Here is a 17,902-nt window from a genome sequence, read left to right as displayed (position 1 = left end):
TGCTTTTTACTCTAGAGATGTTTTTTCAATATTGACCATTTTTTTTAATTTTAACCGCTTCTTAATTTTAACTAACATAGGGCTGCATAAAATGACTGCTTCATCGCCAATGGGGATTCCTCGTCCCCAGGTGAAATCTTTAGACGAAATCCTTCCTCACGAACCTTTGCTAATGATGGGCGCGGGCCCTGTTCCTATTCCTGAGCGTGTCGCCAAGGCCAATTCTGTGGTGATTAACCACCTTGGTAGTGTGATGGCGCAGGTTATTGGACAAGTAAAAACAATGGCGCGTTATGTGTTTCAAACAGAGTCTAAATGGGTACTTGGCGTAGCAGGGCCAGCGTCAGCCGCGATGGAAATGGCGGTAGCCAATTTGTTGCAACCGGGTGAGCGTATTTTATGTATTAACAATGGCTTCTTTAGTCATCGTATGGCGGAAATGGCGATGCGTATTGGCGCCGATGTTCATGAGTTGCACGTTGGTGTTCATGAAGCAGCAGATCCAGAGCGTGTTCGTAAAGCCATCGAAGAAACGCGTCCAAAAGTGTTAACGCTGGTACAAGGCGAAACGTCGAATACCGTGTTTAACCACTCTTTAGAAGAAATCACCAAGATCGCTAAATCTTATGGTTGTTTGGTGGTTGTGGATGCGGTTTGTACGTTAAGTACTATGCCGCTGAAAATGGATGCTTGGCAAGTTGACGTGGTGATCACGGGTGGTCAAAAAGGCTTGTCATCTATTCCGGGTGTATCGCTTTTGGTGTTTTCCAATGAAGCTTGGGCCGCAGTTAAAAGCCGCACCAAGCCTACCGCCCAATGGTGTTTTGATGCTCAGCTGGCAGAGAACTTTTGGCACAATGATGGCTATCATTATACAGCGCCTGTTTCTGGCATCATGGCGTTACATGAAGCATTGAAGCTGGTATGTGATGAGACGTTAGAAAATCGTTTTGCTCGTCATTTGCGTTGTTCTAAAGCGTTGCAATCGGGTATTGAAGGAATGGGCTTAGAGTTGTTTATTCCACCGGCTTCGCGTTTGAACTCAGTGGTTGGTATTAACATTCCAGAAGGTTTAACAGCGGGGCAGATCTGTCGACATATTTCGGAAATGTACCGAGTTGAGATCGCTGGATCATTTGGTCAGCCAATCGTACGCATTGGCCAAATGGGCGAGCAATGCCGCGAACATAACTTGTTCCGTACTCTACATGCCTTTGGCAGCACCATGCGCGACTTGGGTGTGAAAGTCGATCAACCAAACGGCATGGCTGAAATGGAAGCCTACTTGCAAAGTGTGCCTCGTACGCTTTATCAAGTGGCTTAATAAGTATAAATAAGCGAGGCGCTTTTACTAAAGCGCCTCGTTGTCTAATAATTGCTTGTATGAATTAAATGCCTTCTGCTTCATAAGTAGAAGGCATTTTTTTGCTCGGCATTAAGCTGGCGAACAGGGCGCCTGCGGTAATGAGTAAGCAAGCAATGATTTGCCCTGTGCTAAGTTGTGCATCGGTAAACAGTCCTAGCCACGCTGTCGATAGTGCGGGTGCGGTATAAGACAGTACCCCAAGCAGCGACAAGTTGCCTTTTTTTACGCCAAAGTCCCAACAGAAAAAAGCGATGCCTACTGGGCCAAAGCCTAGCCCTAAAATGGCGATCCAGGTGCTTGCTGGAAAGTCTGTCGAAGATGCCGAGCTTTGCGCTTCGATCACTAGGTGTGAAACGCCCGCTAGAAGTGTGGTGATTAGACAATACCAAAGCACAGCACTAGACGGAACGCTTTGAAAGCGTCGATTCGCTACGGAATAGCTCGACCAAATGAATGCGCAAGCAAAAGCCGCTGCGTAGCCTGTCCAATGGTAGGCGGTGTTACTTTCCACTTCTAATACTTGCCCTTTTGATTGCAGCATTATGCCGGTACCGATAAACGCAATCACTGCGCCCACCAAATGTGTCCACGATAGATAATTGCCTTTTGTCATGCCTGCCATTAATACAATGAGCAAAGGCCAAAGGTAGGCGATTAACCCCGCTTCGACGGGGGGGGCATGTTGGAAGGCATAAAAATAGCAAAAGTGATAAAAGTAAAAACCTAGTCCACCCATGATGATGGCGCTTTTGGGGGTTTTTTCCCAAGACGACTTTAGTTCGCCTTTCACTAAATAAACGATAAAAAATAATAGGCTGGCTACTCCAAAGGTGAGTGTGAGCAAGAGTAATGGCGGTACTAAATTGGCTTGCGTGGTAAACAGTGCAAGGGTACTCCAAAGTAAAATAGCGATGCTGCCAATGAGGGTGGCTTGTGGTGAATGTGCTGTCATCTTGTTGTTTCCTGAATCCTGATCTAGTCTGATTACGTAAGATGTTATCTTGATTAAGGGGGAATAACATTGTCAGAAATGCGTGATTTGTCTTGTCAAAAATGCGCTTTTTATGGCAATTAAGTAAGAAATATTGATCTATGACAGGGTGGTGACAGGTTTGAGAGGTAAGGTTTGTCTACTCAAGTTAATTGAAATACAAATTTTAAGAGCTTGATTAGCTAACAACAAAAAAAATAACAAGCAGGAGATAACCATGCTTAATACCATTTCTTTGAAGTCTGTTCTAATTTCAGGTGCAGTAGCGCTAACTATGGCTGGACAGGCTTACGCCTTCGAACCAGCTCGCAGTGGTGAATGTATTGCTCCAGCTAACCCAGGTGGTGGATGGGACTTTACTTGCCGTAGCGTTGGTAAAGTATTAGTAGACCAAGGTTACTTCAAAGGTAACGTTCAGACAGTTAACATGACGGGTGCTGGTGGCGGTGTAGCTTTTGCGCATACGATTAGTAAACGTGATACAGATGAAAACCTTATTGTTGCGGCTAGTACTGCAACAACAACTCGCCTAGCTCAAGGCCAATTCCCAGGCATGAATGCTGACCAAGTTAAGTGGGTTGGTACATTAGGCGCTGACTACGGCATTATCGCTGTAGGTAAAGATTCAAAATACACTTCTTTAACTCAAATTCTTGATGCACTTAAAAAAGATCCAGGCGCAGTAAAATTCGCAGGTGGTAGTGCTTCTGGTGGTTGGGATCATTTAAAAGTTCTGATGACGGCACAAAAAGCGAACGTAGAAAAACTTCCGAAAATTCGCTACCTAGCGTTTAGCGGTGGTTCTGAAGCTCTGGTTCAGGTTGTTGGTGGTCACATTGATGCGTTCACTGGTGATATTTCTGAAGTAAAAGGCTTCATGGATTCTGGTGATTTACGTGTGCTAGCGGTTCTTTCTGAAGAACGTTTACCAGCACCATTTGATTCTATCCCAACAGCAATGGAGCAAGGTATTGATTCCGTTGCACCAAACTGGCGTGGATTTTACGTACCAGGTAACGCAAGTGCAGACTCTTACGATTGGTGGGTAAAAACCATTGATGAGTTATACCAAACTCAAGAATGGAAAGACGTCATGACTAAAAATGGTTTGATGCCATTCCACAAGTCTGGTGCTGACTTTACTCAATTCGTAAAAAACCAAACTCTAGACATCAAAATCTTATCGCAAGACATCGGTCTAATTAAATAACCTCAGACCGCTATTTGGAGGGGCGTTTGTTATTACAAATAGCCCTCTCCTGTTTTCGACTATTTTTCATCCTTTGATTTATTAACATGGAGCAGAGACATGCGTATTAATGATCGTGTGTTTGGCATGCTAATGCTTATTCTTGCCGTAGGTTACGGCTGGGAAGCAACGCAATTCCCCATTCCTTTTGGCGGACAAGAAAGTGTCGGTCCTGAAACTTTTCCTATCATGCTAGCCATCATTTTAGGTATTAGTTCAATTTATATGATTGTTCGTCCTGACCAAGACGAGAAATGGGCGCCCGTTGCCATGTTGATTGAACTTAGTGTTGTGGTTCTTTCTATGCTTGCTTTTGCGTGGGCAATTGAACCAATTGGGTTTATGCCTGCAGCTGCATTGGTTGTGACTTTTTTAAGTTGGCGTATGGGAGCAAGCATTGCTAAGAGTCTTATCACGGGTGTGACAAGTTCTGTAGTTATCTTTTTCCTTTTCAATAATGTGCTTGAATTAGCACTGCCTCTAGGTCTATTGGAGTTTTAATATGGATACTATGAGCTTATTAATGCAAGGCTTTGCGGTTGCGTTAACGCCTGAAAGTATTATGTTTGCGGTTATTGGTGCCATTTTAGGTACCTTGATTGGCGCATTGCCGGGTCTTGGTCCTGCAAATGGTGTGGCTATTTTGATTCCGTTGGCGTTCAGCTTAGGTTTATCGCCAACATCATCTCTTATCTTGCTAACCTCTGTTTATGCGGGTGCCATGTACGGTGGTCGTATTTCGTCAATTCTGTTGAATATTCCAGGTGACGAGCCAGCCATGATGACCTGTTTAGATGGTTATCCAATGGCATTAAAAGGCAAGGCGGCGGAAGCATTAGCGATTTCTGCGATTGCCTCTTTTATTGGTAGTTTCATTGCGACAATTGGTCTGGTTATTCTAGCGCCAATCTTAGCGAAATTTGCCTTGAGATTTGGTCCTTCTGAATACTTTGCTTTGTTTGCTTTAGCCTTTGCAACTTTGGGTGGTATTACAGGTAAAAATCAATTTAAAACCTTGATGGCAGCAGCTATTGGTCTAATGATCGCTACGGTTGGTATCGATATTTCAACGGGGGTTCAGCGTTTTACGTTTAACACGCTTGAATTGTTCGAAGGTGTTGATTTTATTATCGCGATCGTTGGTTTGTTTGCGATCAGTGAGTTGTTGTTCTTCTTAGAGCGTCATGCAGGTGACGGACTAAAACAAGTTGCTATTAACAAACTTAAATTATCTGCAAAAGACATTATCAAGGTGTTACCTGCTTCTTTCCGTGGTGCGGTACTTGGTTTTGTTGCGGGTGTATTGCCGGGTGCAGGCGCATCTTTGGGTAGCTTTATCAGTTACACCTTGGAAAAACGCGTCTCGGATAAAGGCGAATTTGGTAAAGGCGACCCTCGCGGTGTTGCTGCTCCTGAAGCGGGTAACAACGGTGCGGCATCTGGTGCGCTTGTACCAATGTTAACGCTGGGTGTTCCTGGTAGTGGTACGACAGCAGTGCTATTAGCGATGTTGATTTCTTTGAACATCTCTCCTGGTCCAATGTTGTTCCAGCAAAATGCGGATCTAGTTTGGGGTGTTATTGCGGCAATGTTTGTGGGTAACCTTGTGTTGCTACTATTAAACATTCCAATGGTAGGCATCTTCGTTAAACTGCTGAGCATTCCACCTAAATATTTAATGCCGATTGTTACTTTGATTGCATCTGTGGGTATTTATTCTGTCAGCCACAGTGCACTTGATTTGTACTTCATGATTGGCTTTGGTGTATTGGGTTATATCTTCCGTAAGATTGATATCCCACTAGTACCGATCATTTTGGGTATGTTGCTTGGGCCAGAAATGGAGAAAAGTCTTCGTCATGCATTGGTACTATCTGATGGTGATTGGAGTGTGCTTTTCAACAGTGGATTAAGTATTGGTCTTTGGACGGTTGCGATACTAGGTTTGGTTCTACCTATGGTAGTAGGTCCGATTGTTCGCGCTAAAATGAAGAAATCAAAAGACGCTGTTAAAGACGTGTAAGCCCTGTAATACTAGAGGCATTGTGACAAAAAAATCGAGCAACTTAGGTTGCTCGATTTTTCTTGTTTTTAGATCGAAAAATAAAAAACATGATGGCTAAAGGTTATGCGAATTCTGGTGGTAGAGGATACTCAGGTCTTAGGGCAAGCGATCTGTGAGCGATTAACAAGCCTAGGACATGGCGTTGATTTAATTGGAGATGGTAAGCGAGCTGACGAGTTATTGAAGTATCAGCCTGTCGATTTGATACTGCTCGACCTTAATTTACCTGGCTTATCTGGATTGCAATTGCTGCAAAAGCTGCGTCAGCGAGATGATGATACGCCAGTATTAATCTTAACCGCGCGGGATCAGATAGAAGATCGTATACGCTTGCTCGATGCCGGAGCGGATGATTATCTTACTAAACCATTCGATTTTGGTGAGCTAGAAGCTCGTTGTAGAGCTTTACTGCGTCGCAAGCAGGGTTACGCTGCTAATGTTACTGAACACGGCAACATAGTGGTGAACCGAGACAGTCGTCAGGTCTTTATTGACGGAGAGCTAACGGCAATCACCAACCGAGAGTTTCGCCTGCTGGAAATATTCCTTGGTCATTTGGGCCGTGTGTTAAGCAAAGACGAAATTACCGACCATTTATTTAATTTCAATGAAACGCCGGGTCCTAACGCGATTGAACTCTATGTAGGGCGTTTAAGGAAGAAAATGGGTGAGGGGGATTTGGTGATTAGTACCCTAAGAGGAATTGGTTATGTGGCAGAAATCGCCAAACCATCGAACCCTTAGTGAAGACGAGGAAAAGAAGGCCTTAGATAACGCGCCCTCGTTGCGCTTTCGCTTTATTCTCGCGGGTGTTTTGGTTATCGGTATCATCGCGAGCTTAGCGATTAATCTGATTTTTGATTATAGCCAGAAGCTCGCTGATTTATCCTACGACCGTTTATTGCGTAGTGCTTTACTGCAAATGGACGAAAACGTTGGCTTGATGCGTAATGAAGTTAGCATCGACATTCCATGGTCTGCCTTTGCCACCTTGGCGCAAGCGGAAGAAGATCGTGTTTTTTATAAAGTCGAGAGCTTGGAGCAAGGCTTTATTACTGGTTATCAAGATCTAGATAGCCAGCCACCACAACCTCCTGTTTTAGACAAAATACAATTTTACAACCAAGAATATTCTGGTGAAATGGTGCGCTTTGCTTGGGTCCAGCGGCATATTACCGACCCAGAAACTGCGCAAACCGTTCGTATTATTTTAGGTCAGACTCGATTATCAAGAGAGCAAATGGCCTCCGCGGTGACCCAAAAAGCCGTCGAAGTGGTGGTGCTTATTGCTTTGGTTGCTATCACTCTAATCATCATTGGTAGTCATCTTGTCTTAAGACCTCTGCATCGAATTGAGCGAGCCTTGGAAGAGCGTGCCATGGGTGACCTCACACCAATTGATATCAATACACCGAAGGAAACGCATCATTTAAAAGTGGCCATTAACCATTTTATGGCGCGTTTACAAACCAACCTTGAGCAGCTGGAAAACTATACAGCGGATGCGGCTCATCAGTTACGTACGCCATTGGCGAGTCTAAGGGCGCTGGCAGAAAATGCTCGTGATATTTCTTCTGTAGGTAATTCGCCAGAAAGGCAGCATCAGGCCTTGGAAAATATTGTTAAACAATGCGACACCCTGAGCCAAACCGTCACCTTGTTACTTAATCAGGCGGTTGTTTCTCATCGTTTGCAAACTCACAGATTAGAACCTATAGATTTGTTGGCGCCGATTACTGCATCTTGTCGGGAGCAGGCTGTCACAGCACTTCATCAAGGGATTCAGCTTTCTCTAGATTGTGAGCTGAAAGAAACCATGATTTTAGGGGATGCCTTTTCGATTCAGCAAATGATGCAAAACCTCATCGAAAACGCGGTACGGTATAGTCGAGCAGATGTTGCTCACGCCACAGAAGTCATTGTGCAAGTAGAAGAGTTTGAACGCTTCTATCGTATCAAGGTGATTGATTATGGTGATGGCATTCCTGACATAGAAAAAGAGCGCGTGTTCGAGCGTTTTTATCGAGGTCGCTATGATATTGCTGGAAGTGGCGTTGGTTTGGCGATGGTAAAAGACATTGTCGATCATCATGCGGCAAGAATTCAAATATTGGATACCGAGCCGAAAGGCACGACTTTTCAAGTGGATTTTGCCAAGCTTAGATTTGAGGATACGGTATGAAACGGGTTTTCTTCTGGCTAGTTCTTGTCACTTTTAATGCAACAAGATTGTGGGCGGCTGAGCCAGTCTGGTTTGGCAATGAAAATGCGCAACGTATGTTAATCATTAACTCAGCCATGGATTTGGCCTCGTTTGAGCCTATTTTGAAAAAATTTGTAGAGCTACATCCTGATGTTCGTGTTGCCTATCGCGATGTGAATACGCTTGAACTGTATTATCTCACTATCAAGGAACAAAAAAAGCCAGAGGCTAGTTTGGTTATAAGCAGCGCCATGGATTTGCACCTTAAATTAGTGAACGATGGTTATGCTCAAACGTATCAGTCGAGTTTTACCGAGCGCTTGCCTAGTAACTTCAAATGGCGAAATCAGTTGTTTGCGTTTTCGCTTGAACCGATTGTTATGCTGGTGAATAAAAAGCAATTTCCTGGAGATTTACCAGAAGATCGACAGTCTTTATTGCAAACTATTCGCCAGAATGAAAAGGCAATGACCAAGCGTATTGGCACCTACGACATTCGAAAAAGTGGAGTTGGTTACTTATTAGCAAGCCAAGATGCACGCCAAGCGGATGTTACATGGGGCCGCTTGTTAGAGGCGTTTGGTAGTCATGATGTGCAAACCTATTGTTGTACGCACGATATTATTGACGATGTCGCATCAGGTAAATTGGTATTGGGTTATAACTTGTTAGGCTCTTACGCCTCTCAAAGAGCCCAAGATGACGATAGATTGAAAATGATCCTGCCGAAAGATTATACGCTCATGTTAATGCGTGCCGCCTTGATCCCTAAAGGTGCGCCAAACATAGAAGACGCTGGCATTTTCTTAGATTTTTTGCTGTCTGATCAGGCGCAAAAGATGATGCAAACACAAGGCTTATTATTTCCGATTCGACCTGATATCAATAATCCAAACGATCCTTATGTGGTCAACGCGCCGGGACCTACGGGCGTGATTGAACTAGATCAGCAATTATTGGTTGGCAGAGATTATGCCAAACAAAAGCGCTTTATTCGTAACTGGGAAATGGCGTTGGAGATTAGTGAAGAGGATTAGCGCGATAGGAACCTGGCGTAACCCGATAGTGTTTTGTGAATAATCGGACAAGGGCACTGGCGTCGCTTATTCCTACTTTATGGGCGATAAAATCCAAGCTTTTATTGCTTGATGTTAACCACATTTTTACCTCGGTTAGGCGCCGTTGTTGCAAGTATTGTTTCGGTGTCATGCCGAGATAACGCTTGAACAAGACGGTTAACTGGCTGGGGCTTAAATGTACGTCACTAGCAAGCTCAGATAAGCTCCAAGGCTCTTGGAAATTATGATCCAGCCGCTGTTTGGCTTTGGCTAAACGCGTGTCGGCTTGCAGTATCTTGGCTTGTGGAATAGGCAATAAATGTTCCAGTAAATTTAAAGCCTGTTGAGTTTTAAGTGGGTTATGAGATTCACCAATTAAGCTAGATAGAAAGGGTAAATACGCCTTGGCTTGTGCGTTTAGTTCAATAAAATTATTTTTGCTTTCGATCTGACTGTCCCAGACAGGAAGCGAGTTGAGCACCAAGCAGTGATTGTCTTGTCTTGCCAAGTGTGTGTGATTTTGACTGGAAGAAATCATGCAAGCCTGTCCAAATTTCACCGCTTGCTGGCGGTTTTCTACGTCTAAAATTAGGTGGCCAGAAAGCGGCAGTACGATTTGAGTATGGGCATGCGAATGGCTATTTGCCGTGTCTTTATAGGAAATAACTTCTATGAGATCTCGCATGGTTTTCATTCCTTATGACCGCTTATGCTCTAATTTTTACTGTGTGTTACAGAAAGTATAATGATCTATCTTTAATTTGCTGTAATTATATTTAAAAGTAAGCGGCCAGATCAAAAGCCAATTAATTAAAAGGAAATAATATGCGTCATTTTTTTGCTTTAGTGTTTTTATTTTCCCTGCCAAGTGCATGGGCTGAAATGACGCTGACCATTTTGGATCAGGATAACCTTCCTGTCTCTGATGCGGTTGTTGTTGTATCCAACAAAGCGGTAAGCACGCCAAGTGCGGTTGCTGTGATGGATCAAATTGATGAATCTTTTGTACCGCGAGTGTTGGTCGTGCAAAAAGGTCAGTATGTTAGCTTTCCTAACAGTGATGATATTCGTCATCACGTATATAGCTTTTCTCAGCCAAAAACCTTTGAAATTAAGCTCTATAAAGGTACTGAAATTGCCCCGATCTTGTTTGATAAGCCAGGCCTTGTGGTGCTCGGATGTAACATACATGACGACATGATTGGCTACATTATCGTTGCTGATAATGCCTTTGCCCTGAAAACAGACAAAGACGGTAAAGTGCGCATTCCTGCTAAAAGCGGTGATTCAGTATCTTTGTGGAGTGAACGATTTATTGAAGGTGTTAATGCTGTAAAGAACATCAAAATTACGAGTAATACAGAGCAGGCTGTCTCGCTAGAGCTTTTACCTCCTATTGATACGATGGATCACAGTAGTATGAATAAAGGATTTGGTAAAAAGAAATGGTCAAATTGATCCAGATTAAAAGCACGGCAGGAATGTAATGAATAAAAATACGTTGAAATTAATGGCTGTCGGCAGCCTTGCCTTATGGGCTTCCACTAGTATGGCAGCCGATGGCAAAATCCTGGCGACGGCCGGACTTTCTCAAGTCGAAGGTAGCGGCGGCGGTGGCCTTGTTCCATGGGCGACTTTGGCTGGCTACGATAGCCGTGATGAAACAGCCGCGTCGTTTTTTATCACCGACGTAAATGTCAGCGATTACCGTTTGTCTTCCATCGGTGCGGCGACCAGCTTCTACGACAGAGTCGAGCTAAGTTATGCCCAACAGACGTTTGATTTACCAGTTGATTTAGTGAAAGCGCTAAGTGTTGGTGAAATAAAACAAGATATCTTTGGCTTAAAAGTGCGTTTATATGGAGATGCTGTGTATTCCGCTTATCCTCAAGTCAGTGTTGGTTTGCAGCATAAGCAATTAGACAGTGACTTCGTAGCTTCGTATCTTGGCGCAAAAGACGACACTGGTACAGATTTTTATGTTGCTGCGACTAAAGTGCATTTGGGTGCGGTTGCGGGTTATAACCTAGTTTGGAACGTCACCGCTCGCGCCACCAAAGCCAATGAAATGGGCTTGTTAGGCTACGGCGGACCAGACAACAAGGATTACCAAGTAATGATGGAAGGCAGCGTTGGTTTGCTGCTATCGCCTAACTGGGTGGTAGGTATGGAATATCGTCAGAAACCAAGCAATCTATCCAGCGTAGAAGAAGATGATTGGAAAGATGTCTTTGTCAGTTATATGCCGAACAAAAACGTTAACTTTACCGCGGCTTATGTTGACCTAGGTACGGTTGCTACTAAGAAAGATCAAACAGGCATTTATTTATCCATGACGGGGTACTTATGGTAAACCTAGTAAAAGCATCATTCATTGCACTTAGTGTATTTTTGGTCGCCTGCGCGGCGCCAAGTAAAGCACCGCAAAGTCTATATGACGGAATTGGTGGAAAGCCAACTGTCGAAGCCATTGCCGATAACTTCATTGACGAAATTAGTTTTAATAAAGACATCTATCAGTACTTCGAAAAAACCAATATCACGCGATTTCGTGAAAAGTTCATCGAGCATCTTTGTGTGAACACCGGCGGTCCATGTACTTACACTGGCGACACCATGCTGAAAGTGCACCAAGGTCAAAACATCAATGAAACCGACTTCAACACCACCGTCGATTTATTGGTTAACGCTATGAAAAAAGCAGGCTTAACCTATCCGCAGCAGAACCAAGTGCTTAAAGTGCTCGCGCCGATGCGTGGGGAGATGCTTTACAAGTAAACAAGTAAATCGTCTCAAGAAAGTGAATTATTAAAATCATCCATCCGAAAGCGACCTCAGGGTCGTTTTTTTTATTTGATCTCGGTCAGCTAATAGCAAAGCATTCATAGTCTTGTCCCAAGCATCGGAGTAGGGTGAAAGGTAACCTTTGTGAATTCACAACAAGGTAACGTCATATAAGAGAAATACGATGCTGGCTATTTTTACTGATTTAGCAGATTGGCTCACCTTCATATTATTTGGCTTGTCACCGAATTCGAAGCTCGGTGATGCGGTTCATTTCTTCATTGAAGACACCACCAAGATATTTTTCCTCTTGGTCATCATGATCTACTTTATTGCGCTGTTACGCGCCTCGCTCAATATTGAAAGAGTGCGCGATTATCTTGCTAAGAAAAATCGTTTTATTGGCTATTTAACCGGATCTGTCTTCGGTGCCATCACGCCATTTTGCTCCTGTTCAAGCATTCCGGTGTTTCTTGGTTTTACCTCGGCGGGCATTCCTGTCGGCATTACCATGTCGTTTTTACTGACCTCGCCGCTGATTAACGAAGTCGCTGTCTTGTTACTACTGAGTTTGGTTGGTTGGCAAATTACCTTGATGTACGTTTTGGTTGGCATGGCCGTTGGTATCTTGGGCGGCGTGTTTCTTGACCTCATTCGAGCCGAAAAAATGCTACAGCCCTTTGCTTTAAAAGCCTATCAATCGGCAACGCCAGCAACGATAAATGCCAATGAAGTGAGTACAAAACCAACCCTGTCTTTTCGCGAACGACACGACTTTGCTAAGAATGAGTTGTGGGATATTTTCTCACGCGTGTGGAAGTGGGTTTTCATCGGTGTTGGTCTTGGTGCCGCGTTGCATGGTTATGTACCTGTATCTTGGCTAGAAGGTAACCTTGGCGACGGCCAATGGTGGTCTGTGCCTTTGGCTGTGTTGCTTGGTATTCCACTTTATTCAAACGCCACTGGCGTGATCCCGATTATGGAAAGCTTAATCACCAAAGGTCTGCCAATCGGCACCACCATGGCATTTTGTATGAGTACCGTTGCGGCCAGTTTTCCAGAATTTATCCTACTTAAGCAGGTGATGACGTGGAAATTGCTCGCCATCATTTTGGTTATGTTGCTGTTTTCCTTCACCCTAGTCGGGTGGATTTTGAACTTTGTTAATTAAAAAAGGAACAATCAAGTGAAACAAGTCAAAGTATTAGGTAGCGGATGCAGTAAGTGTGTGAAAACGGCCGAACTCATTAAAACTATCGCCGCTGAAAATGAAGTTCCGGTGAACATAGTGAAAGAAACCAGTGCTGAAGTCATCATGGGTTATGGTGTCATGAGCACGCCAGCGGTAGTGATTGACGAAGTTGTTGTGCATTACGGTTCGATTCCTGATAAGAAAAAAATACAAAGCTGGTTTTAATCGGCGAATTGATTGGTATATTGAATATAGCGTGACGATTATGGATTTTCATAAAAGTCTTGTAGTAGGCTCATTGGCTAGTCAAGGAAGGCGTGTTGCGTGGTGAATTGGATTTCTCCTGAATTTCTTGGCGCTAAACTTTAAACCAACCAAGAATATGGAGCATTTTATGATCCCGAAGACAGCAAAAATGCGTGTCGCAAGACCAACTGACAACCTAGCTAAAATCACAGATATGTATGTTAATGGCCTAGGCTTTAAGCAGCTTGGTAGCTTCGAAGGTCATAATGGCTTCGATGGTTCTATCGTCGGTCATGAACAGCATAACTACCACTTAGAATTTACCCATCATAAAGGCACAACCGTCGGTAAAGCGCCGACGCAAGATAACCTGCTCATCTTCTATTTTACCGATGCGCAAATATGGGAAGAATGCTGTGAACAAATGCAAACAGCAGGCTTTGTTCATGTGCCATCCTACAATGATTACTGGGACGACGTCGGCAAAACCTTTGAAGACGTGGACGGTTATCGAGTGGTATTACAAAATCGAGAATGGACGGCTTAATCGCTATAGAGTCGGTGCTTTTTATCTTGCGGTAGGTCAGTCTTTTATTAACCTATGCTATCTTCTATTTATATTTCACTTTAAATTAGGTTTATCTAATATTAAGTCTAATTAAGGTGAACCATGAAAAGCTATAAAGAAATCAACAAAGACCAGAATGCCTTTGCCCGTGAGTACCGTAAGTCCTCTCCCGAAATACTAGATGGATTCATGGCTATGCACAAAGCCGCCATGGAAGAGGGTGTTTTGGCCGTCAAGATAAAAGAAATGATGGCGCTAAGTATCGGCATTGCTTCACGCTGTGACGGTTGTATTGCTTCCCACGCCAAAGCCGCACTTCGCGCTGGTGCGACTCGAGAAGAACTGATCGAAACCATCAACGTTGCACTCATGATGGGTGGCGGTCCAGCAGTTATCTACGGTACACAAGCATTGGCAGCAGTGGATGAGTTTTTGGCTGGGTGAGGTTATGTAGGAAGAAAATGAAAGCCTTATGCTGGTTTCATTTTCTTCAAATCTGCTTTACGTTGGTTTTTTACTTTTTGATAGAAATTTTCGTGTGATCCAAATTGTAACAAGTAGATATCAAGTCGTTGTTCAATCCATGAATAACCAAGTAAAACTTGCTGTTTTTCCAGTTTAAATTTATGAACTCTTAGATGGGCAAGATCACCTTTCTTTTGCTCTCCAATCTCTGGATGAGCGACGATTTTATCTATTTCATTCTCTACTAGTTTCAGATGCACTTCAGAGAGCTTACTTAATGCCTTCTCAAACCGCTTTGATTCGTAAACTTTAAGTTCGTTTTGTTCTTCTGACATAAGGTTTCACCAATCCTTGGTTTACTTCTTCTGTTGCTAATAGAGACTCACGGACAAATTCATAGGATAAATCTGGGTTGTCTATCATGATTTGACCTATCTTTGCCCAATATTCTATTTGCTTTGGCAATGAGCGGTGCTCAGCCTCTGCATAAACTTTGGCGTTAGCGACAAAGGTATCGTCTAATCTTACGCTGGTAGCCATATTCTACACCTTAATTTTATGGAGGATTTACGTTCTTTAGCTTGCGACAAATTGTCGCGTAATGCAATGGTTGGTTATGAATTGATTTCCTAATATCTTTCTAATAATAGTTCATTGGAGAATATGCATATTGTGCAATACCTTAAAAATGCTGTTTATAATTATTGTTTGTAACCAAATTACTGAGAGGAGAGATCAGGAAAATGTCAGGGAAAGACTCGAACACTTCTACTCGAAAAAATAGAAAGCATCGTCAAAAGAGAAGACTACGCAATGCTAACTTGGCTGAAGTACAGCATGAAGAAAGATCAACGCGATGTTATGAATTAAAACGCAAAATAGCGCGCGTGTATTTTATCCAACCCTATTGGGCAAAATGTCCGCTATCGTTTTTTGTATGGCTACCATTCGGATTTTCCGCCCCTATCGCCATACTTTCTTGTTTCAACATCGAAGGTGAGATAGTCCCTTTTATATTCTTTCTAGGATTTGGCGCTCTTCTAATTTTGGGAGTGTCTAAAGTAGAAAAATACGTTGAGGGCAAATTATTTCGACATGAGCCACTTGCTCGCTTTGTTTGGGGTTATCACTTGTTAGCTCTGGCTGGTGGCGCTCTTTCATTCTCACTGCTATAACCACATTGCTTGTTTGATTGAGTTGTGCCAGAGATCGCCCAATATTAGGTTTTTTACGGGCAACTAAAAAGAATCGTTATATTGCCCTAGATAAGTGGTACCTTGTTCTTGGTTTCAATATTTATAAATAAATTCCTAGAAAGAGTAATATTTTGAAAGTCACCTTGTCTATCAGTGCTCAACACCTAGCTTGGTTAGTCGTTGCCATTATTCTAGGAATGACGATTGCCTATTGGTATACCGGTTGGCCGGTTATTGCTGTCTATTTTGGTGCGCCATCTGGCATCTTGAGTGCTTTAGGATTCTTTTTGGTGGACAAGTTTTTCCTGAAATACACGCAAAACACTTTTAAACGCTTTTTATTAAGAGCGCTTTGTATGCTTGTTATTTCAGTGGCTGTTTTTGCAATGTTTGTGCTTTTAAAGTGACAGGTGTTATTTGTCAAAAGTCATGAATACAAAGTGCTGTAATTGAAATTAAGTCCCTTGTCGGCCTAAAGGCGCGACTTACGCGAGAATGAAAGCTTCGCTTTATCGGCCGTTATTAATTCCAGAAAGTGGTCGTACCTTTCAGTAGACTGCGGTCTTTGTCTTTCCATCCCTGAACCCCCTAAGAAATCAGTTCGACGCAATCCTGATTGCGCGACTTTATGGAGTTTCAGGGTCAGTTAAAAATATCCTTTCTAGTCACATCAAAAACAATCTATGCCTTACGGTATAACGAGCGTAGGCAGCAATAATGTACTTATGAAGAAAATCAGGCATTAAAGATCTTAAAGAGACTTTTTGGTTACTTTTGCGGATCTGGGCAAAAGTTACACGCCCAGCAGGGCGTAATAAAGGTCATGTATACAAAGTGTTTGAATGGTACTCAAATAAGATAATAACCCCTCCCTAGCCCTCCCCTTGGAAGACATAAGGGGAGGGAAAAAAGCTTTTGTCCCCTTGAAAAAAGGGGAAGGTACTAAACAAAAAAGGCGACTCATCAGTCGCCTTTCGCATATCTAGAGTACTTGCTTATCAAGCGTGAATATCGCCTCGTTTCACCTGCATGCGACGCAAGAACTCCGACATGATGTGCATGTAGAGTTCATCGCCTAGGTATTTGTCTTCTACGCCGCGGTCGATACTTGGGTTGTCGTTAACTTCGATAACGTAACCACGGCCGCTGATTTCTTTAACGTCGACACCGTATAAACCTTCACCAATCGGTTTGGTAGCAGCGATGGCGGCTTGTAGCACGCGTCGTGGCACTTCGAAAGTTGGTAACGTATCAAATCCACCGCTTTGGCTTTTGCTACCTGTATGTTGGTAAATCTGCCAGTGGTTTTTCACCATGTAGTAGCGACAAGCAAAGATCGGTTTGTTGTTCAGGACGCCGATACGCCAGTCGAATTCGGTGTAAAGGTATTCTTGCACCAATAGCAAAGACGATTTTTTAAACAAAGTATTCAAACTTTCGGTCAAAGCTTCGCGGTTTTCTGCCTTGATCACGCCTTTAGAAAACGCGCCGTCTGGAATTTTTACCACCATTGGGTAGCTGATCACGGCTTCCAATGCGTCTTCTACGTTGTCTTCACCCTTGTGCACGATGCGTGTTTTTGGGCAAGGTACTTTGTGAGTGTTGAACAAATCTGCTAAGTACACTTTATTGGTACAGCGCATGATGGATTGTGGGTCGTCCATAACAACTAATCCCAAGCCTTCGGCTTTTTTGGCAAAGCGGTAGGTGTGGTGGTCGATGTTGGTGGTTTCACGAATAAACAAGCCATCGTATTCTGGCAGACGCATAATGTCTTTTGGACCAATGGTGTCAACGTGTATGCCAAGTTGTTTACCCGCTTGGATAAACTTTTTAATCGCTTGGTCGTCACTTGGCGGCATGGCTTCTTCTGGGTTAACCAAAATTGCCATATCGAATTTCGCGGCACGTTGAATACGGCCTTTGCTCCATACCTTGTTGCTAAAAGCTTCCAAAGATTCGGCGAATAGGGTCTCTTCTACGTCGTTCAGTTTACTTTGTGAGGTAGAGAAGAGGGCGGTGACTTGCCATTCTTTGCGGAATTTCAAAGTTACTTCCAATACAGGGCTAGGAAAACTTTCGAAGAGTTTGCGTGCGAATTCCTTCATTTCTGGATGAATCGTTTTGCCGAATACGCAGTGGAATTTCATTTCCATCGGTGCTTCTGGTTTAGCGAGTTTTTTTGCCAGCAATGGTAACCATTGAGAGATCTCTAACTCATAAAGGTCTTTTTTGCTTAGGTCATTAAGCACGCGCACGGAAGGCATAACGTGATGACCACGGCTTTCTGCCAACAGCGAGCAGTAATATCCATCAGACAGATATTTGCTGCTTTTACATAGGTTGATGATTCGTGTGCGTCCTTGGCTTTTTGTCGCGGCCAAGTTTAGGTATTGAGTAAAAGTGATCACTCGATCACTCGGTAAAAACGCGGACCAATCTTTGGCCTGATCAACAACAATGTAAGTCTGTGACATTGGGTATGCTTTTCCTTTTGCTTAAAAAACACTATGAGTTTG

Annotated in this window: 21 protein-coding genes; 16 read left to right on the top strand and 5 right to left on the bottom strand. The window is 43.3% G+C overall.

Annotated features, from left to right (window positions below; translation table 11 throughout):
* The first annotated feature begins 91 nt into the window (after positions 1 to 91).
* Positions 92 to 1,324, top strand: a complete 1,233-nt coding sequence (locus ACO05V_RS16065) for a pyridoxal-phosphate-dependent aminotransferase family protein (RefSeq protein WP_421853681.1) — start codon at positions 92 to 94, stop codon at positions 1,322 to 1,324.
* Positions 1,325 to 1,388: 64 nt separating this feature from the next.
* On the opposite strand, the gene ACO05V_RS16060 is transcribed toward ACO05V_RS16065, so the two are convergent.
* Positions 1,389 to 2,318, bottom strand: coding sequence for a DMT family transporter (locus ACO05V_RS16060; protein ID WP_421853678.1), 930 nt, complete (start codon positions 2,316 to 2,318; stop codon positions 1,389 to 1,391).
* Between the two features lie 256 nt (positions 2,319 to 2,574).
* On the opposite strand from ACO05V_RS16060, the gene ACO05V_RS16055 reads away from it, so the two are divergent.
* From ACO05V_RS16055 to ACO05V_RS16030, 6 genes are all read left to right on the top strand, one after another.
* A complete protein-coding gene (locus tag ACO05V_RS16055) occupies positions 2,575 to 3,567 on the top strand; it encodes a Bug family tripartite tricarboxylate transporter substrate binding protein (protein WP_421853675.1) in 993 nt (330 codons plus the stop codon).
* Between the two features lie 99 nt (positions 3,568 to 3,666).
* A complete protein-coding gene (locus ACO05V_RS16050; protein WP_421853672.1) occupies positions 3,667 to 4,107 on the top strand; it encodes a tripartite tricarboxylate transporter TctB family protein in 441 nt (146 codons plus the stop codon).
* A gap of 1 nt (position 4,108) precedes the next feature.
* On the top strand, positions 4,109 to 5,629 hold the full coding sequence (locus ACO05V_RS16045) for a tripartite tricarboxylate transporter permease (RefSeq protein WP_421853669.1): 1,521 nt from the start codon (positions 4,109 to 4,111) through the stop codon (positions 5,627 to 5,629).
* 105 nt (positions 5,630 to 5,734) lie between these two features.
* Positions 5,735 to 6,415 (top strand): response regulator transcription factor, encoded by a 681-nt coding sequence (locus tag ACO05V_RS16040; protein WP_421853666.1) that lies wholly within the window; start codon positions 5,735 to 5,737, stop codon positions 6,413 to 6,415.
* Positions 6,381 to 7,853: a sensor histidine kinase N-terminal domain-containing protein gene (locus ACO05V_RS16035; RefSeq protein ID WP_421853663.1), complete on the top strand. Its 1,473-nt coding sequence runs from the start codon at positions 6,381 to 6,383 to the stop codon at positions 7,851 to 7,853. Before ACO05V_RS16040 ends, ACO05V_RS16035 begins: the two co-directional genes overlap by 35 nt.
* A complete protein-coding gene (locus ACO05V_RS16030; RefSeq protein WP_421853660.1) occupies positions 7,850 to 8,911 on the top strand; it encodes an ABC transporter substrate-binding protein in 1,062 nt (353 codons plus the stop codon). Before ACO05V_RS16035 ends, ACO05V_RS16030 begins: the two co-directional genes overlap by 4 nt.
* Here the strand turns inward: ACO05V_RS16030 and ACO05V_RS16025 are convergent.
* The gene (locus tag ACO05V_RS16025; protein WP_421853657.1) at positions 8,895 to 9,617 is read right to left on the bottom strand and encodes a helix-turn-helix domain-containing protein; all 723 of its coding nucleotides are present in this window, start codon (positions 9,615 to 9,617) and stop codon (positions 8,895 to 8,897) included. The two genes, ACO05V_RS16030 and ACO05V_RS16025, sit on opposite strands and share 17 nt — an antisense overlap.
* 140 nt (positions 9,618 to 9,757) lie before the next feature.
* Here ACO05V_RS16025 and ACO05V_RS16020 point away from each other — a divergent pair, with 140 nt between their 5' ends.
* The 7 genes from ACO05V_RS16020 (at position 9,758) to ACO05V_RS15990 (ending at position 14,166) form a co-directional block, all read left to right on the top strand.
* Complete coding sequence (locus ACO05V_RS16020; protein ID WP_421853654.1) at positions 9,758 to 10,390, top strand: methylamine utilization protein; 633 nt, start codon at positions 9,758 to 9,760, stop codon at positions 10,388 to 10,390.
* A 28-nt stretch (positions 10,391 to 10,418) separates the two neighbouring features.
* Positions 10,419 to 11,285 carry a DUF3034 family protein gene (locus ACO05V_RS16015; RefSeq protein ID WP_421853651.1) on the top strand — a complete coding sequence of 289 codons (867 nt, stop codon included), beginning with the start codon at positions 10,419 to 10,421 and terminating at the stop codon, positions 11,283 to 11,285.
* Positions 11,279 to 11,710: a group I truncated hemoglobin gene (locus ACO05V_RS16010; protein ID WP_421853648.1), complete on the top strand. Its 432-nt coding sequence runs from the start codon at positions 11,279 to 11,281 to the stop codon at positions 11,708 to 11,710. The genes ACO05V_RS16015 and ACO05V_RS16010 overlap by 7 nt, the downstream gene beginning before the upstream one ends.
* A gap of 190 nt (positions 11,711 to 11,900) precedes the next feature.
* Positions 11,901 to 12,887: a permease gene (locus tag ACO05V_RS16005; RefSeq protein WP_421853645.1), complete on the top strand. Its 987-nt coding sequence runs from the start codon at positions 11,901 to 11,903 to the stop codon at positions 12,885 to 12,887.
* Positions 12,888 to 12,902: 15 nt separating this feature from the next.
* Entirely contained in the window at positions 12,903 to 13,133 is a 231-nt protein-coding gene (locus tag ACO05V_RS16000; RefSeq protein ID WP_421853642.1) for a thioredoxin family protein, read from the top strand.
* A gap of 169 nt (positions 13,134 to 13,302) precedes the next feature.
* A complete protein-coding gene (locus ACO05V_RS15995) occupies positions 13,303 to 13,701 on the top strand; it encodes a VOC family protein (protein ID WP_421853639.1) in 399 nt (132 codons plus the stop codon).
* A gap of 123 nt (positions 13,702 to 13,824) precedes the next feature.
* Positions 13,825 to 14,166: a carboxymuconolactone decarboxylase family protein gene (locus tag ACO05V_RS15990; RefSeq protein WP_421853635.1), complete on the top strand. Its 342-nt coding sequence runs from the start codon at positions 13,825 to 13,827 to the stop codon at positions 14,164 to 14,166.
* Positions 14,167 to 14,192: 26 nt separating this feature from the next.
* On the opposite strand, the gene ACO05V_RS15985 is transcribed toward ACO05V_RS15990, so the two are convergent.
* Positions 14,193 to 14,522 carry a type II toxin-antitoxin system RelE/ParE family toxin gene (locus tag ACO05V_RS15985; protein ID WP_421853632.1) on the bottom strand — a complete coding sequence of 110 codons (330 nt, stop codon included), beginning with the start codon at positions 14,520 to 14,522 and terminating at the stop codon, positions 14,193 to 14,195.
* Positions 14,497 to 14,727 (bottom strand): TA system antitoxin ParD family protein, encoded by a 231-nt coding sequence (locus tag ACO05V_RS15980; protein ID WP_212918542.1) that lies wholly within the window; start codon positions 14,725 to 14,727, stop codon positions 14,497 to 14,499. Before ACO05V_RS15980 ends, ACO05V_RS15985 begins: the two co-directional genes overlap by 26 nt.
* Before the next feature lie 203 nt (positions 14,728 to 14,930).
* Here ACO05V_RS15980 and ACO05V_RS15975 point away from each other — a divergent pair, with 203 nt between their 5' ends.
* Together ACO05V_RS15975 and ACO05V_RS15970 are read left to right on the top strand one after the other, a co-directional pair.
* Positions 14,931 to 15,362, top strand: coding sequence for a hypothetical protein (locus tag ACO05V_RS15975; RefSeq protein ID WP_421853629.1), 432 nt, complete (start codon positions 14,931 to 14,933; stop codon positions 15,360 to 15,362).
* A gap of 152 nt (positions 15,363 to 15,514) precedes the next feature.
* Complete coding sequence (locus tag ACO05V_RS15970) at positions 15,515 to 15,790, top strand: hypothetical protein (protein WP_421853627.1); 276 nt, start codon at positions 15,515 to 15,517, stop codon at positions 15,788 to 15,790.
* Between the two features lie 591 nt (positions 15,791 to 16,381).
* Here ACO05V_RS15970 and ACO05V_RS15965 read toward each other — a convergent pair.
* Positions 16,382 to 17,860, bottom strand: coding sequence for a RimK family protein (locus ACO05V_RS15965; protein ID WP_421853624.1), 1,479 nt, complete (start codon positions 17,858 to 17,860; stop codon positions 16,382 to 16,384).
* Positions 17,861 to 17,902 lie beyond the last annotated feature (42 nt).

It is taken from the genome of Marinomonas sp., from assembly GCF_965225885.1.
Lineage (GTDB): Bacteria > Pseudomonadota > Gammaproteobacteria > Pseudomonadales > Marinomonadaceae > Marinomonas.
Note: the sequence above shows the minus strand (reverse complement) of the source record. Positions and strands in the feature narration are given on the sequence as shown.

Bases quoted from the DNA above. Each gene is read 5' to 3' on its own strand.
- ACO05V_RS16065 (WP_421853681.1), top strand. From the start codon at position 92: ATGACTGCTTCATCGCCAATGGGGATTCCTCGTCCCCAGGTGAAATCT.
- ACO05V_RS16060 (WP_421853678.1), bottom strand. From the start codon at position 2,318: ATGACAGCACATTCACCACAAGCCACCCTCATTGGCAGCATCGCTATT.
- ACO05V_RS16055 (WP_421853675.1), top strand. From the start codon at position 2,575: ATGCTTAATACCATTTCTTTGAAGTCTGTTCTAATTTCAGGTGCAGTA.
- ACO05V_RS16050 (WP_421853672.1), top strand. From the start codon at position 3,667: ATGCGTATTAATGATCGTGTGTTTGGCATGCTAATGCTTATTCTTGCC.
- ACO05V_RS16045 (WP_421853669.1), top strand. From the start codon at position 4,109: ATGGATACTATGAGCTTATTAATGCAAGGCTTTGCGGTTGCGTTAACG.
- ACO05V_RS16040 (WP_421853666.1), top strand. From the start codon at position 5,735: ATGCGAATTCTGGTGGTAGAGGATACTCAGGTCTTAGGGCAAGCGATC.
- ACO05V_RS16035 (WP_421853663.1), top strand. From the start codon at position 6,381: ATGTGGCAGAAATCGCCAAACCATCGAACCCTTAGTGAAGACGAGGAA.
- ACO05V_RS16030 (WP_421853660.1), top strand. From the start codon at position 7,850: ATGAAACGGGTTTTCTTCTGGCTAGTTCTTGTCACTTTTAATGCAACA.
- ACO05V_RS16025 (WP_421853657.1), bottom strand. From the start codon at position 9,617: ATGCGAGATCTCATAGAAGTTATTTCCTATAAAGACACGGCAAATAGC.
- ACO05V_RS16020 (WP_421853654.1), top strand. From the start codon at position 9,758: ATGCGTCATTTTTTTGCTTTAGTGTTTTTATTTTCCCTGCCAAGTGCA.
- ACO05V_RS16015 (WP_421853651.1), top strand. From the start codon at position 10,419: ATGAATAAAAATACGTTGAAATTAATGGCTGTCGGCAGCCTTGCCTTA.
- ACO05V_RS16010 (WP_421853648.1), top strand. From the start codon at position 11,279: ATGGTAAACCTAGTAAAAGCATCATTCATTGCACTTAGTGTATTTTTG.
- ACO05V_RS16005 (WP_421853645.1), top strand. From the start codon at position 11,901: ATGCTGGCTATTTTTACTGATTTAGCAGATTGGCTCACCTTCATATTA.
- ACO05V_RS15995 (WP_421853639.1), top strand. From the start codon at position 13,303: ATGATCCCGAAGACAGCAAAAATGCGTGTCGCAAGACCAACTGACAAC.
- ACO05V_RS15990 (WP_421853635.1), top strand. From the start codon at position 13,825: ATGAAAAGCTATAAAGAAATCAACAAAGACCAGAATGCCTTTGCCCGT.
- ACO05V_RS15985 (WP_421853632.1), bottom strand. From the start codon at position 14,522: ATGTCAGAAGAACAAAACGAACTTAAAGTTTACGAATCAAAGCGGTTT.
- ACO05V_RS15980 (WP_212918542.1), bottom strand. From the start codon at position 14,727: ATGGCTACCAGCGTAAGATTAGACGATACCTTTGTCGCTAACGCCAAA.
- ACO05V_RS15975 (WP_421853629.1), top strand. From the start codon at position 14,931: ATGTCAGGGAAAGACTCGAACACTTCTACTCGAAAAAATAGAAAGCAT.
- ACO05V_RS15965 (WP_421853624.1), bottom strand. From the start codon at position 17,860: ATGTCACAGACTTACATTGTTGTTGATCAGGCCAAAGATTGGTCCGCG.